General features: G+C 64.7%; 15 protein-coding genes. 5 read left to right on the plus strand and 10 right to left on the minus strand.

What is annotated here, in order from left to right:
* On the plus strand, positions 1-368 hold a 368-nt coding region (locus ACIP1U_RS24940), incomplete at its 5' end, for a hypothetical protein (protein ID WP_400320739.1).
* A 193-nt stretch (positions 369-561) separates the two neighbouring features.
* Positions 562-747 (plus strand): hypothetical protein, encoded by a 186-nt coding sequence (locus ACIP1U_RS24945; RefSeq protein ID WP_400320741.1) that lies wholly within the window; start codon positions 562-564, stop codon positions 745-747.
* A 257-nt stretch (positions 748-1,004) separates the two neighbouring features.
* Here ACIP1U_RS24945 and fdhF read toward each other — a convergent pair whose 3' ends face one another.
* The 5 genes from fdhF to ACIP1U_RS24970 form a co-directional block, all read right to left on the minus strand.
* Positions 1,005-3,821: a formate dehydrogenase subunit alpha gene (gene fdhF, locus ACIP1U_RS24950; protein WP_400320743.1), complete on the minus strand. Its 2,817-nt coding sequence runs from the start codon at positions 3,819-3,821 to the stop codon at positions 1,005-1,007.
* Positions 3,822-3,830: 9 nt separating this feature from the next.
* Positions 3,831-5,540, minus strand: coding sequence for an NADH-ubiquinone oxidoreductase-F iron-sulfur binding region domain-containing protein (locus tag ACIP1U_RS24955; RefSeq protein WP_400320745.1), 1,710 nt, complete (start codon positions 5,538-5,540; stop codon positions 3,831-3,833).
* A gap of 180 nt (positions 5,541-5,720) precedes the next feature.
* Positions 5,721-7,040 carry an oxalate/formate MFS antiporter gene (oxlT, locus tag ACIP1U_RS24960; protein ID WP_400320747.1) on the minus strand — a complete coding sequence of 440 codons (1,320 nt, stop codon included), beginning with the start codon at positions 7,038-7,040 and terminating at the stop codon, positions 5,721-5,723.
* Between the two features lie 692 nt (positions 7,041-7,732).
* Positions 7,733-7,951 carry a hypothetical protein gene (locus tag ACIP1U_RS24965; RefSeq protein WP_400320749.1) on the minus strand — a complete coding sequence of 73 codons (219 nt, stop codon included), beginning with the start codon at positions 7,949-7,951 and terminating at the stop codon, positions 7,733-7,735.
* Between the two features lie 139 nt (positions 7,952-8,090).
* The gene (locus ACIP1U_RS24970; protein ID WP_400320752.1) at positions 8,091-9,023 is read right to left on the minus strand and encodes a LysR family transcriptional regulator; all 933 of its coding nucleotides are present in this window, start codon (positions 9,021-9,023) and stop codon (positions 8,091-8,093) included.
* Positions 9,024-9,397: 374 nt separating this feature from the next.
* Between ACIP1U_RS24970 and ACIP1U_RS24975 the strand changes: the two genes are divergently transcribed.
* Both ACIP1U_RS24975 and ACIP1U_RS24980 read left to right on the plus strand, forming a co-directional pair.
* Positions 9,398-10,339 (plus strand): LysR family transcriptional regulator, encoded by a 942-nt coding sequence (locus tag ACIP1U_RS24975; protein WP_400320755.1) that lies wholly within the window; start codon positions 9,398-9,400, stop codon positions 10,337-10,339.
* Positions 10,340-10,459: 120 nt separating this feature from the next.
* Positions 10,460-10,765, plus strand: a complete 306-nt coding sequence (locus ACIP1U_RS24980; protein ID WP_400320757.1) for a LysR family transcriptional regulator — start codon at positions 10,460-10,462, stop codon at positions 10,763-10,765.
* 105 nt (positions 10,766-10,870) lie between these two features.
* Here the strand turns inward: ACIP1U_RS24980 and ACIP1U_RS24985 are convergent, their stop codons facing one another.
* The 3 genes from ACIP1U_RS24985 to ACIP1U_RS24995 form a co-directional block, all read right to left on the minus strand.
* Positions 10,871-11,185 carry a HigA family addiction module antitoxin gene (locus ACIP1U_RS24985; RefSeq protein ID WP_400320759.1) on the minus strand — a complete coding sequence of 105 codons (315 nt, stop codon included), beginning with the start codon at positions 11,183-11,185 and terminating at the stop codon, positions 10,871-10,873.
* Between the two features lie 11 nt (positions 11,186-11,196).
* Positions 11,197-11,475: a type II toxin-antitoxin system RelE/ParE family toxin gene (locus ACIP1U_RS24990; protein WP_400320761.1), complete on the minus strand. Its 279-nt coding sequence runs from the start codon at positions 11,473-11,475 to the stop codon at positions 11,197-11,199.
* A 267-nt stretch (positions 11,476-11,742) separates the two neighbouring features.
* Positions 11,743-11,886, minus strand: a complete 144-nt coding sequence (locus ACIP1U_RS24995; RefSeq protein ID WP_400320764.1) for a DUF2269 family protein — start codon at positions 11,884-11,886, stop codon at positions 11,743-11,745.
* Between the two features lie 336 nt (positions 11,887-12,222).
* Here ACIP1U_RS24995 and ACIP1U_RS25000 point away from each other — a divergent pair, with 336 nt between their 5' ends.
* Positions 12,223-12,753 (plus strand): hypothetical protein, encoded by a 531-nt coding sequence (locus ACIP1U_RS25000; RefSeq protein ID WP_400320767.1) that lies wholly within the window; start codon positions 12,223-12,225, stop codon positions 12,751-12,753.
* Positions 12,754-12,969: 216 nt separating this feature from the next.
* On the opposite strand, the gene ACIP1U_RS25005 is transcribed toward ACIP1U_RS25000, so the two are convergent.
* Together ACIP1U_RS25005 and frc are read right to left on the minus strand one after the other, a co-directional pair.
* Entirely contained in the window at positions 12,970-13,407 is a 438-nt protein-coding gene (locus ACIP1U_RS25005) for a PAS domain-containing protein (RefSeq protein WP_400320768.1), read from the minus strand.
* Positions 13,408-13,557: 150 nt separating this feature from the next.
* On the minus strand, positions 13,558-14,808 hold the full coding sequence (gene frc, locus ACIP1U_RS25010; RefSeq protein WP_400320771.1) for a formyl-CoA transferase: 1,251 nt from the start codon (positions 14,806-14,808) through the stop codon (positions 13,558-13,560).
* Positions 14,809-14,816: the final 8 nt, after the last annotated feature.

Raw genomic sequence — 14,816 nt, forward strand, 5'->3', positions numbered from 1 at the left:
GGTCGCGCTCGCTCGCCCGCAATCCGTTTGTATCGCCTGAGTTCAGCCTCACCAAGGAGCCCCTGTTTTCAATCTCGATTTATGCAACAACGCCGATCAACTGTAGCCTTCGTTGGGAAATTTTTGAGACTCCGGCCTGCCGTGATTCCTGCAAGCCTGCCGCGCCAAGCTTGGCCGTACTTCCCGCCTTCATCGCCCGCTCCACTTTCAAGACTCAGCGATTTCCCAGGGAACCGCGTTCCTGCAAGCTTCGCTTTCCCAACAGGAATGCGACATGTCTTATCGTCTTGATGGCTCATCCAGGAAATACCGGTTTCGTCATCGGAGTTCCGGTGACCGGGCGTGGAAACCCGAGTAGCAGGAGATAGGACATGCGTTGCTCATCTGACGCGCAACGTGTTTGTACTCGCATGGACGTGTCTGGTTCCACGGCGGGTCGAGCGGGACAGCCGCAAGGCTGGGCCGGTTTGCCTATCTCCGACCGGTATTTCCACCCTCGCCTCTGACCCGCCACCCTCACTTACCTGGGTGGCGTGCACCCCACTTAGTGAGGAGTCATCCATGACGATCGATCCAGTCGAGACCAATGTTTGCCTGCATCAAATCCGCGCCGGCATTGAAGGCGTGCTCGCGCTATTAGAACAGCTGAGCGTACGTTCCGAAGAATGCTTCAGTGCGCTGTGCTTGCTTGGCATGGTGCAGGCGAGGCTGGCCGAGTTGATGGACGCGGATCCGCTTGCAACGTAGTGGTGCAAAGATGGCGGGAGGCCTGCTTTTGGCTGCCCGCCTGTAGAAGTTGAGCGACAAACTTGCCTGAACTCCCCTACCCATTTTCCGCATTTTCTCCAGATATTCCGGATTTGCCCGATCGGTCCACGGCACAGCCATTTCCATGATCCATCCGGATGCATCAATGCGTTGATGGCGCGGCGATGATCGGTCTCCCGCGCGGGAGACGGGCCGGGGGCGAGGGCCGAAGGGTCAATTGCCACAGGCCCCCAGCCCTAAACAGCCTCCAGTATCTGCCCGCCCCCATAGCTGGACTGCACCGGCACCTGCCCGCCCACCGTCATCCTGATCGCGCAGTACTTGAACTCCGGGATCTTGCCGAACGGGTCCAGTGCTGCGTTGGTCAGCTTGTTGATCGCCGCTTCGTAGTAGCAGAACGGCACGAACACGGCGCCGCGTGGCGTGCCGGCGTCGGCGCGCGCATACAGCGTGACTTCGCCGCGTCGCGACGACAGCGTGACCACATCGCCGGGCTTGCCGCCCAGTGCATCGAGATCCAGCGGATGCACCAATGCCACCGGGTCCGGCTCGATCGCATCGAGCACGCCTGCCCGCCGCGTCATGCTGCCGGTATGCCAGTGCTCCAGCTGGCGCCCGGTGATCAGCACCATCGGGTAGTCCGCATCGGGTCGCTCCGCGGCCGGAATGATGTCGGCGGGCACGAATCGGCCACGGCCGGTGGCGGTCGGGAAGCTGTCCGTGAAAATCACGGGCTCGCCCGGATCACCCTCTTCCATGCATGGATAGGTCACGGCGTGCTCGCGCTCCAGGCGCTCCCAGGTCATGCCGCCAATGCTCGGCATTGCCTTGCGCATCTCGTTGAACACGTCCACCACGCTGTCGTAGTGCCAGTCCAGGCCGAGCTGCGCCGCCATCTGCCGGATGATCCACAGGTCCTGCCGCGCCTGCCCGGGTGGTTCGAGCGCCTGCCGCCCGAGCTGCACGGTGCGGTCGGTGTTGGTGAAGGTACCGGTCTTCTCCGGGAACGCCGATGCCGGCAGCACCACGTCCGCCAGGTACGCCGTCTCGGTCAGGAAGATGTCCTGCACCACCAGGTGATCGAGCGACGCCAGCGCCTCGCGCGCATGCTCGGCGTCGGGGTCGGACATCGCCGGGTTCTCGCCCATGATGTACATGCCGCGCACTTCGCCGCGTTCGATCGCCTGCATGACCTCCACCACGGTCAGGCCTGGCTGGCGGTCCAGCGGCATGCCCCATAGCGCCTCGAAACTGGCGATCGCCACCGGATCGTCGACGCGCCGGTAGTCGGGATACATCATCGGGATCAGTCCTGCGTCGGAGGCGCCCTGCACGTTGTTCTGCCCGCGCAGCGGATGCAGCCCGGTGCCGGGCCGGCCGATCTGGCCGGTCATCAGCGCCAGCGCGATCAGGCAGCGCGCGTTGTCGGTGCCGTGCACGTGCTGCGACACGCCCATGCCCCACAGGATCATCGAGCCCTTCGAGGTGGCATAGAGCCGCGCGACTTCGCGGATGGTCTCGGCGTCGATGCCGCAGATCGGCGCCATCAGCTCCGGACTATACGCGGCAACATTGCGCTGCAGTTCGTCAAAGCCGATGGTGCGGCTGTCGATGAAGTCGCGGTCGACCAGCCCCTCGTTGACGATCACATGCATCATCGCGTTAAGCAGCGCCACGTCGGCATCGGGCTTGAACTGCAGGAAGCGCCAGGCGAAGCGCGCCAGGTCAGAGCGGCGCGGATCGGCGACGATCAGCTTGGTGCCGTTCTTGACGGCGTTCTTGATCCAGCTGGCCGCGACCGGATGGTTCACGGTCGGGTTGGCGCCGATCACGATCACGACCTCGGCCTTGTCGACATCCATCACCGGGTTCGACACCGCACCCGAGCCGATGCCCTCCAGCAGCGCCGCCACCGACGAGGCATGGCACAAACGCGTGCAATGGTCGACGTTGTTGCTGCCGAAACCGGTGCGCACCAGCTTCTGGAACAGATAGGCCTCTTCATTGCTGCCCTTGGCCGAGCCGAAGCCCGCCAGCGCGCGCTTGCCATGCGTGTCGCGGATCCGCGCGAGCTTGCCGCCGGCGAGCGCCAGCGCCTCTTCCCAGGTGGCTTCACGGAACACGTCCATCACATGGTCGGGGTCCATGACAAAATCGCCGCTTTTGGGCACGCCCGCGCGACGCACCAGCGGCACCGTCAGCCGCTGCGGGTGCTGCACGTAGTCGAAGCCGTAGCGGCCTTTCACGCACAGCCGCTGGTGGTTGGCAGGGCCGTCGCGGCCTTCCACGAACAGGATACGGTTGTCCTTGACGTTGTAGGTCAGCTGGCAACCCACACCGCAATACGGGCACACCGATTCAACCTGCTTGTCGGGAACAGCCAAAGCCACGTCGCGCGCGGGCATCAGTGCGCCGGTCGGACAGGCCTGCACGCATTCGCCACAGGCGACGCAGGTGGAGGCGCCCATGGGGTCGTCCATGTCGAACACGATGCGGGCTTCGTCGCCGCGCAAGGCCAGTCCGATCACGTCGTTGACCTGCTCGTCGCGGCAGGCACGCAGGCAGCGGGTGCACTGGATGCAGGCATCAAGGTTGACGGCGATGGCCGGATGCGACAGGTCCGCCGCCACGCGCGCGCGCGGGGCGAAGCGCGGCTTGCCGACTTCCAGCTTCGCGGCCCACTGGTCGAGTTCATTGTGGCGGGTGTATTCCGTTTCCGGCATGTCCGACTGCAGCAGCTCCAGCACGGTGCGCTGGGCGCGGCGGGCGCGCTCGGATTCGGTCTGCACCTGCATGCCTGCGGCGGGATAGCGGCAGCAGGACGGGGCCAGCACGCGCTCGCCCTGGATCTCCACCATGCAGGCGCGGCAGTTGCCGGCGGGCTCGAGGCCGTCCTTGTAGCACAGGTGCGGGACGTCGAAGCCTTCGCGCTGCGCGATCTTGAGCAGGCTTTCGCCGGGCTGCGCGGTAACTTCGCGGCCGTTGAGCGTGAAGCTGACGGCTGGCTCGGCGGATTCGACAAGCGCGCGTTCGGCGCGGGTCAGTGCATTCATGTCAGTGTCTCACGCGAGTTCGTGCGGGAAGTACTTGATCACGCAGTCGACGGGATTAGGCGCGGCCTGCCCCAGCCCGCAGATCGATGCATCGCGCATCACCGCGGACAGGTCGTCCAGCGCGGCCAGGTCCCACTTCTGCTGCCGGATCAGGTCGAGCGCCTTGGCCGTTCCGGTGCGGCACGGCGTGCATTGCCCGCACGACTCATGCTTGAAGAAGTGCATCAGGTTGCGCGCCGCCTGCGTGGCGCTGTCGTGGTCCGACAGGATCACCACCGCGGCCGAGCCGATAAAGCAGCCATAGGGCTGCAGCGTGTCGAAATCGAGCGGGATATTGCCCAACGACGCGGGCAGGATGCCGCCCGACGCGCCGCCCGGCAGGTAGGCGTAGAACGCGTGGCCATCGAGCATGCCGCCGCAGTATTCGTCGATCAGCTCGCGCACGGTGATGCCCGCTGGCGCCAGGTGAACGCCCGGCTTCTTGACGCGGCCCGAGACCGAGAACGAACGCAGGCCCTTGCGCCCGTTGCGTCCCTGCGCGGCGAACCACTCCGCGCCCTTCTCGATGATGTCGCGCACCCAGTACAGGGTCTCGAAGTTGTGCTCGAGGGTGGGCCGGCCGAACAGGCCCACCTGCGCCACATACGGCGGGCGCAGCCGGGGCATGCCGCGCTTGCCCTCGATCGACTCGATCATCGCCGACTCTTCACCGCAGATATACGCGCCCGCGCCGCGGCGCAGCTCGATCACCGGCAGGCCGGGAACGGGCGGATCGTCCCGCAGCTGCCGCAGTGCCTCGGCAAGCAGCGCACGGCAGCCGGCATATTCGTCGCGCAGGTAGATGTAGATCGCCGATACGTTGACCACCGTCGCCGCGATCAGCATGCCTTCCAGGAAGCGGTGCGGATCGCGCTCCAGGTAGACGCGGTCCTTGAAGGTGCCAGGCTCGCCTTCATCGATATTCACGGCCATCAGGCGCGGCGCGGGTTCCTTCTGCACGATGCGCCATTTGCGGCCAGTGGGGAAACCCGCGCCGCCCAGGCCGCGCAGGCCGGAATCTTCCATCGTGCACAGCACGGCGTCGGGATCGAGAGTGCCGTCGGCAAGCGACTGCAGCAGTCCGTAGCCGCCGCCGGCACGGTACGCGCCGTAGCCGATATGGGGCTCAGGCTCGTGACGCACGGCCTTGGCCCGCACCGCGGCGGCCACCGTATCGGCGGTCGCACCGTCCACGGGGTTCTGCCCGACCAGCGCCGCGGGCGCCTTCTCGCAGCGGCCGATGCACGGCGCGGCGACAACGCGCACGTCGGTGCCGAGCAAGGCGGGCAGCTTGTCGATCAGCGCCCGGGCACCAGCCAGTTCGCAGGCGATGCCCTCGCACACGCGCACGGTCAGCGCGGGCGGCGCGGCGATCTGTCCGTCCGCATCCTCGCGGACCACGTCGAAATGGTGATAGAAGCTAGCGACCTCGTACACCTCGGTCATCGACAGCCTCAGCTCGCTCGCGAGCGCCACCAGATGCGGCATCGCAAGCTGGCCATAGCGGTCGTTGATGCAGTGCAGGTGTTCGATCAGGAGGTCGCGGCGGCGCGGCATGTCGCCCAGCGCCCCGCGCACTTCGGCCAGCGCGGCCGCGTCGACCTGACGGCCCTTGGGCTGGCGGCGCTTGCGCTGCCGGCCGAGCCCTGTCGCTTCAAGGGGGATAACAACCTGGTTCATGGCGGTGCCTGGATCTTTCGTGGATGTCGGAGGGCCGATCAGGAAGGTGCCTCGCGGGCCACCCTCCTGTCGAGCTTCATTTTTCTCATATTGTGCTACCGGGACGGGCGGCCGTGCAGGCATCGCGGCCGCCTGGCCCGGATACTACCGGCGCCCGGGGGCGCCGCAAGGCTCTCTTCATCAGGTCAGGTCTTCCGGCACGGCGCGGTAGCCCATCGGCGCCGCGGTGTAGGCATGCACATACTTGCGGGCATGCGCCTCGCGCATCGGCTTGAGCACGAACAGCGCCAGCACCGCCGACAGCGCCGCCATGCCCGAGGCGAGCATGAACACCGCGTGCCAGTCGCCGGTAGCGGCGGTAATCACGCTGGAGAACGGCACCAGCAAAGCGGCCGTGCCCTTGGCGGTGTACAGCAAACCGGCGTTGGTGGCGGCGAACCTGGGCCCGAAGGTATCGCCACAGGTGGCCGGGAACAGGCTGTAGATCTCACCCCAGGCAAAGAACACGATGCCGGTCAGCACCACGAACGCCACCGGGTTGTGGCCGTACTTGGACAGCAGCAGGATGCCGACCGCCTCCACCGCGAAGGCGAAGAACATGGTGCGCTCGCGGCCGATATGGTCGGAGATCCAGCCGAAGAACGGACGGGTCAGGCCGTTGAGCACGCGGTCGATGGTCAGTGCGAAGGTCAGCGCGGGCAGCGTCAGGCCGAGGATCGACACCGGCGAATCATGCAGGCCGAAGTCCATGGCAATCGGGCCCAGTTGCGCGGTGGCCATCAGCCCGCCGGCGGCCATCATCACGAACATGGCGTACATGACCCAGAAGATGGGGGACTTCAGCACCTGGCGCGGCGTGGCGTTGTAGGTCGCGGCGGCCTTCAGCGTGGTCTTGACCTCGCTGAGGATCTTGGCCGACGGCGGATACAGGGCCAGGCCGAGGATGAAGACGATCAGGCCCTGCCCCAGCCCGAACCACAGGAAGGTGGCTTCATAGCCCGAGGTCTTGATCATGTTGGCGATCGGCACCACGGTCAGTGCGGAACCCGCGCCAAAGCCCGCCGCGGTAATGCCCGCCGCCAACCCGCGCCGGTTGGGGAACCACTTGAGCGCATTGCCCACGCACGTGCCATAGACCGCGCCGGCACCCACGCCGCCGATGGCGGCCGCGAAATACAGCATCGGCAGCGAGGACGCCACCGAGTTCAGCGCCCACGCGACGGCGCACAGCAGGCCGCCGCCCACCACTACCGGGCGCGGGCCATATTTGTCGACGAGGTAGCCCTCGATCGGTACCAGCCAGGTTTCCGTCACGACGAAGATGGTGAATGCCACCTGGATCGCCGTGCGGCCCCAGTGGTATTTATCGTCGATCGGGTTGACGAACAGCGTCCAGCCATACTGCATGTTGGCGATCATCGCCATGCAGATCACACCGAAGACCAATTGCACCCACGGCGACGCAAAGCGCGACGTGGACTCCCTTTGCTGCAGTTCCATGATGTCTCCTTATAGCGGCAAGCCGCCAAGGTGGAAGATTGGGCGCCTGAAGACGCCTCTGCGTGACTCTCGGTCTCGAACAGCTTAGCCGTTCTAGCGCTATACGGTATGTGATATATCACACAAGTCAAGCGTATTCGTTGCGGCCCTGCAGCAAACGCGTCCGCAAGCCACGCCGGCATGGCCGATGCTGCAGCGCCACTGTTGCGCGCGAAGCATCAACGGCCGTGCCGCTGGTACCGGGAATCCTTGGAAATCAAGCAGTTGCCTTGAGTCGACGCATCAATCCGCGCGCCGGTGGCAACCATCAGCATGCCGGGGATTGCGGCGCTGGGAAACCCGGGAAAGCAGTCAGTTGGGGAAAGTCCCTAGTTTGATACATTTAGAACAACGTGACGTTCGCTTGGCGCCGGGATGGTGAATTGCCAGGCTGGTGGTTGTGGTACCGGACAGGAAAGGAAGAAGGCACGCGCCAGCACGGAAGGCTTGGCGGGACTGTTAGCGCGCTTCAGCAAGACAGTGCGCAGGACAGCGCACAGAAGAACGGAGAGATGGCGGCCGTGGGTCTCATCAAGCGACGCTTGAGAGGACAGGCTTGGCGACAAGGGATGCCGGCCGCTACATCCTTGTCAAACGCGCACAAGCACTAGCCCATGCGCGACACGCACAGGCGGCGCCCGGCGCAGCGCGGATCAGGCGTACGCCAGTTCGCCGGCAGCGGGCACGACACGCGCCTGGCGTGCCCGGCCCACTCCGTCGCTTTCCTGGCTCGATCCCAGTCCGGCAAAGCGGCCATGTTCCTGCGCGGTCACCAGCACGTCCATCGGCAGGCGGGTAGCCAGCAGGATGGTCATGGCGACACCGCCGGCAAGCGCGGCCAGGCCAAGGACGAAGAGCAGTGCGACTTCCATTTGAAAACTCCAGTTGCGTTGTGGTCAGGAGTTTTCATTATATGCTGCGCCGCACTATGTGTAAATATCCTGTATGTAATATATCAGTAGAGAGTTTGCTCCAATACAACAGCGGTTGGGATGGCGATCTCGCATCGGTTCACACGGTGATGATGTCCCGGCGTGCCACTGTCGCCGTGGCCGGGGGGTCGTACTCCAGGCCGCGCAATGCGTCCCAGATCGCGGCGGCGTTGGGCTTCAGCGACCGGCTCTTGCGCCGCACCAGCATGACGGTCGACGTCACCTGCGGCCGCAATGGCCGCATCACGGCGGCCGGGCTCAGGCCGGCTGCCTGCGCGCGCGACGGCACTACGCCGATGCCAAGCCCCAGCGCGACCATGCCGAACACCGCGGCAAAGTGCCCAAGCAGCTGCAGCGAACTGGTCCGCACGTGGTAGCTGCTGAGCGCTTTCTCCACCGCCGGCTGCATGCCGCACTGCTGGTCCAGCGTCAGCACGCTGGCATCGCTGAGCTCGCCCCACCCTACCGAGTCGCGCGCCGCCAGCGGATGCTGCGCGGGCAGCACGGCGTGATAGGGGTCGATGCACAGCGGCTCGCAGTACAGGTCATCGGCGGCGTGCGGATCGGTGGCGATGCCGAAGTCGACCTCGCCGCTGCGCACGCTCTGCAGCACCGATTCCTGCGAGCGGTCCTTCAGGTGGATCGCGATCGCGGGCCACGCCTGCCGGCAGCCCGCCAGCCACGCCGGCAGAGACATCGAGCTGAGCACAGGGTCCGACGCGATCTGCACCAGGCCCTGGCATGGGCGGCTCGCGCTCTGGCTGTCGCGCAGCGTCTGCTCGACTTCCTCGATCAGGTGGCAGATGCGCTGCGACAGGTGCAGGCCGGCTTCGGTCAGTTCCACCTGCCGCGTGGTGCGGTCGAACAGGCGCTGGTCGATTTCTTCTTCCAGTTCGCGCACGCTGCGGCTCACCGCGGACTGCGTCAGGCCGAGTTCGGCGGCCGCGCGGGTAAAGCTCTTGTGCCGCGCCACCGCGGCGAACGCCTTCAACTGGGGCAGCGAGATGTTCATGGCCGCCCTCCCTGAGACGCGACGGCGTGGCTCAGGCGCAACCCGTGGTCGGGCGCGACGGGATGTCGCGGTGCGGGCATCGATGCATGCGGTCGGGTCATGGCAGTCTCCTTGATGGGGCGTGGCTGTGTGCAGCCATCGTTTATGTGGGTAAGGATTGGCTTGTGTCGCGCAGTCGTTGGGCCTGATGTCATGGCAACGGCCTGCCTGCATGCGGGCCGTGCTTGCGGGGGTGCTTGGTCACGATGAGATCGGCGCCTGACATTGCGACATGCAAATCCGGGATTGATGCTACTTGAATCTAAGATCAGCACTGCATAAAGTTTTTTATCGTTTGTATTGATGACCGTTTATATATTGCACGGGACGATTGAATGAAGAACGCCACGCTGCGGCAACTGAAGGTCTTTGAAACCGTCGCCCGCCATATGAGCTTTTCGCGCGCCGCCGAGGAGCTGCACCTGACGCAGCCGGCCGTGTCGACCCAGGTCCGGCAGCTGGAACACCATGTCGGCCTGCCGCTGTTCGAGCAGCTCGGCAAGAAGATCTACCTGACGCCGGCCGGGCACGAGATGCTGCACTACAGCCGCAGCATCATCCAGCAGTTCCGCGAGGCCGAAGACGCCATGTCGCAGCTCAAGGGCATCTCCGGCGGGCGCCTCAACGTGGCGGTGATCAGCGCCGGCGACTATTTCTTTCCACGGCTGCTGGCGGAGTTCATGGAGCGCCATGAAGGCGTGACGCTGAACCTTGCGGTGCACAACCGCGAAGAATTGCTGCACCAGCTGGCCGGCAACCTGACCGACCTGGCGGTGATGGTGCGCCCGCCTGAAGGCATGGACACCATCAACGAAGCCTTCGCGCCCCACCCTTACGTCATCGTCGCGGCACCCAGCCATCCGCTGGTGGGCAAGCGCAACATCCCGCTGGCGGATCTGGCCGACGAGGCCTTCGTTTCGCGCGAAAAGGGCTCTGATACGTGGAATTCCATGCAGGAAGGCTTTGCCGGGCGGCTGTCCAACCTGCGCATCGCCATGGAGATCAAGAGCACCGAAACCATCAAGCAAGCGGTGATCGCCAACATGGGCATCGCATTCCTGTCCGCGCACACGGTCGGGCTCGAATTGCAGGCGGGGAAGCTGGCCGTGCTCGATATCGAGGGTTTTCCGGTGATGCTCAACTGGTATGTTGTGCATCGCAAGAACAAGCGGTTGCCGCCGGTGGCGCTGGCGTTCAAGCAGTTTCTGATGGAGGAAGGGGCCGGACTGATCCAGCGGATCACAGGCGTGGAAGGGCTGATTCGCCTGGACGCCTAGCAGTTTTCACCTATAAACGATAATTTATGGTTAGACGATGAAACTTTAATTATCGTAAATCATTGCCCATCCCTATGCTTGTCTCAACCCCACCGCTACAGCGCATCGAGGAGACAAGCCATGAACCAGGTCCAGACTGACAGCCGCCCCGCAGCCATCACGGTCGGCACCGACAACCAGCCCATCCCGCGCGAGACGCAGCTCGCGGCCTATAACGCCGCCTTCATCGAACTGGACCTGAGTTTCCGCTGGGACGCTGAGATGTACGAATGGTTGTGCGGCATCGAATGCGAAAAAGCCCGCGTCGCACGCTATATCGAAGAGCACCACGCCCACTTGCTCGCCGCCTATGATGCGAGCTTCCTCAGCGGGCTGATCTTCGAGAAAAAGAACGAATACCTGCGCGCGGTCGGCCATCTCAACTGAGCGGTCCGATCGGTTACAGGCGAGGCGCATGGGCGGCCTCGCCTTTTTTATTCCGGCGCTTGTCGCCGCTCCCGCGTTGGCATTGGGCCTCGTACGCGGCGAAGCTCACGCCGCTATGTCTTCCGCTTCGGCAGTCCGCCGGATCAACCGCTTGATACGCGGACGAGGCCTTTGTGCCGCAAGCCAAAGGTCATAGGCCATCTGCATGCCGCTCCACATCTCGCGGCTTGCCCCAAGCGCGTCTTCGAGCCTGATGGCAATGTCAGGGGTGATCGACGAGTGCCCGTTAAGGATCCGCGAAAGCGTTGCACGCGTTACGCCGATATGCGCGGCAAACGCCGTGATGGTCATGTCATCTACACCTTCGAGCCAGTCGGCCAGCACGGTTCCGGGGTGAGGCGGGTTGTGCATGCGCTTCATGATGCAGTCCTTCAATGGTAGTCCTGGTAGTCGACGACGATGGCATCTCTTCCCTCAAACCTGAACGTCAGCCGCCAGTGGCCATTGACAGAGACGGACCAATGGCCATCCAGATCGCCGCATAACGGATGCAATCGCCAGCCGGGCACAGCCATGTCTTCCGGCCGGATGGCGTGGTCTAACGCACCGAGCTGCTTGCGCAACCGATCTGCGTGATGCGGTTGAATTCCTGCCTTGGAGCCGGTCTCGAAAAAGCGCTGGAGCCCGGCATGGGCGAAGCTCTTGATCATCGAAGTCTTAGATATCCGGTATTGTATAGCGTATAGATACACTATACAAGCTCATCGAATCCTGAACTGAATTGGATACACCGTCGGAGACAGATTGATCACGTTTGAAGAGTCTGGCCATCCATACCGCATGCGTGTATCAGATCCGCGCCGATCGCTCCCGACCATAGCCTGCGGGCCTACGCCCAGCAATCGGATTGGACCGCGCCGATGCAAAGGCACGTACTTGGGATGACGGAATGCTACGGTGGCCCTTGGACAGGCGCATCAATTGACCTTCGCCACCATGAGGAAAAATATCCCCAGGAAGGCAAACAGCGCCGGAAAGCCAAGCCCGAACCACCACCAGAACATTCGCCGGTAGGTGCGCGGCAGTTGCGGCGCTGTGCATGCGAGCGCCACGTCGCGCATGCGCTTCTGCAGCCAGACCACCGGCAACCAGCAGGCAATGGCGACGGCATACAGGATGCAAACAGCGCCGCTGGCGCTGCTCGTTGCACCACATCGAAACGCTGCCCGCGCGCCTCCTGGAAAATGCCGACCAGGTTGACCACCGCATCGACGCCGCCCACCACCGGCATCCAATCCGCGGGGCTGTCATGCGCGCGAAGTCCGCCTCGGCGACGGCATGAAATTCGCTTGCCATGGGGGTGTCGCCGCCGCGCGGCGCTTCCGGTGCGGCCAGCGCAGCCATGTGCCGCGCCCCCGCCACCCATGGAACCCACTCGCCACCAAAGCCGCACAGACATGCCTGCCGATAAAGCCGCCGGCACCGAGCACCAGCACGCGACGGATGCGGCCACCATCCTGCACCGCGCCGCGGTGTCCGGCGCCTGCGCCAGCCTGCTGTCCTCCGGCATGCTCGCCTGCGGCGGCACCGTCGATTGCGGCAGCGCCTTCGCGCCGGTCAATGCGGTCAGCCACTGGATCTGGGGCGAACGCGCCATGCATGCCAACCGGCCGTCGGTCCGGCATACCGTGCTGGGTTACGTGATCCATCATGCGATGTCGGTGTTCTGGGCTGTCTTCTATGAAGCCGCGGTGGCACGGCATCAAACGCGCGGCGCCCTCGGCACCCTGGCGCTTGGCGGTCTCGGCGTGGCAGGCCTGGCCTGCCTGGTGGACCTGAAGTGTACGCCGCACCGCCTAACGCCCGGCTTCGAGCGGCGCTTGTCGCCGCCCATGCTGACGCTGGTCTACCTGGCCTTCGGGCTGGCCCTGCCGCTGGGGTCGCTGCTGGGGTCGCTGCTGGTGCGGCACGCGGCACGCAAGGGGTGAGCCCGCAGGGGGCGCAAAGATCGTTCCCGCGTGCCGCAACACGGCGCGCGGCACGCACGCGGGCAGCCGGCAAGGAGACCGGGAACCGATTGCAAAACTTACGCGCTGATCGTCGTAAGATGCGGCGATTCTGGTGCGGAGAACGCGAAAATCCCCCCTCTCCCATCTATGGAGAGAGGGGCGCAGACCGGCGGTAAAAACGCTTGGCCCGGCGAATCAGGCCTGCTCCTTGACCTGGCTCTCCAGTTCGACCAGCCGCTTCTTCAACGCCCGCTCTTCCTGGAAGCGCACGGTCTCATCGCGGATCAGGGCGACGATGCCGGTGATGGTCCCCGCGTCATCCTTGAGCAGCGCCACGGTAAAGGCGATCGACAGGACCTTGCCGTCCTTGTCGACCGCGGGCACCTTGAGCAGGTCATGGCCGTAGCGCGTGATGCCGGTGGCCATGGTCTTGTCATAGCCTTCCCAATGGCGCCCGCGCAACCGTTCGGGAATGATCAGATCGAGCGACTGGCCCATGGCCTCGGCCTGGGTGTAGCCGAACATGCGCTCGGCGGCGGGGTTCCAGAGCGTGATGGCGCCCTTGGCGTCGGAGATGATGATGGCGTCGCCGATGGCGGACACCAGTTGCGCGTAGTCGATGGGTTCTGGCATGGGGATTCCCTCTCTGTCGGTCATTGCCGGTTGGGGTATGTTGCCATCAAGGTAGCGCGGCACGGGGCCACGCTGCAAGCAAAAATGCCGGGGCGGCGCAGTTGGCGCGGCCCCGGCGTACGCCCCGGCACATGTGCCGGGCAGGCGGCGTCAGATCACCTGGGACTCGCGCAGGCGCTTGATGTCGTCCGCACCGTAGCCCAGGCCGGCCAGCACTTCTTCACTATGCTCGCCCAGCAGCGGCGAACCCGTGATTTCCGGCTTGAGGTCGGAGAACTTGATCGGGCTGCCCACCGTCAGGTAAGTACCGCGCTCCTTGTGCGGCACCTCGGTGATGCTGCCGCTGGCGCGCAGCGACGGATCCGCGGCGATCTCTTTCATCGACAGCACCGGCGAGCACGGGATATCGTGCTTGCGCAGGATGTCGACCGCCTCGTACTTCGTCTTGTCGGCGAGCCAGTCCTCGATGGTCTTGAAGATATCGAAGATATGCGGCTGGCGTGCCTTGGCGGTGCTGTAGTTGGGATCGTCGATCCATTCCGGCTTGCCCAGGGCCTTGCAGATCGGCTCCCACGCGTGGCCCTGGATGGTGAAGTAGATATAGGCGTTGGGGTCGGTCTCCCAGCCCTTGCACTTCAGCACCCAGCCGGGCTGGCCGCCGCCGCCAGCGTTGCCGCCGCGCGGCACCACGTCGCTGAAGCTGCCATGCGGGTATTGCGGGTACTCTTCCAGGAAGCCCAGGCGGTCCAGGCGCTGCTGGTCGCGCAGCTTGACGCGGCACAGGTTCAGCACAGCGTCCTGCATCGACACCGCCACCTTCTGGCCCTTGCCGGTCTTGTCGCGGCCGATCAGTGCGGTCAGGATGCCGATGGCCAGGTGCATGCCGGTGTTGGAATCGCCCAGCGCCGCGGCGGACACCGTCGGCGGGCCGTCCCAGAAGCCGGTGGTCGACGCCGCGCCGCCCGCGCACTGCGCCACGTTCTCATAGACCTTCAGGTCTTCGTAATGGTGACCGTCGCTGAAGCCCTTGACCGAAGCCACGATCATCTTCGGGTTCAGCTCGTTGATGCGCTCCCACGAGAAGCCCATGCGGTCCAGCGCGCCCGGGCCGAAGTTCTCGACCAGCACGTCCGACTCGCGGATCAGCTGCTCCAGGATCTTCTTGCCATCCGGCTTCTTCGTATCCAGCGTGAGCGAACGCTTGTTGCTGTTGAGCATGGTGAAGTACAGCGCGTCGACATCGGGGATATCGCGCAGCTGCGTGCGCGTGACATCGCCGGAACCGGGGCGTTCCACCTTGATGACGTCTGCGCCGAACCACGCCAGCAGCTGCGTGCACGCGGGACCGGCCTGGACGTGCGTGAAGTCGATGATCTTGATGCCGTTGAGTGGGAGGTTCACTTTCGTCT

The organism is Cupriavidus sp. NPDC089707 (genome assembly GCF_044748965.1).
Classification (GTDB): domain Bacteria; phylum Pseudomonadota; class Gammaproteobacteria; order Burkholderiales; family Burkholderiaceae; genus Cupriavidus.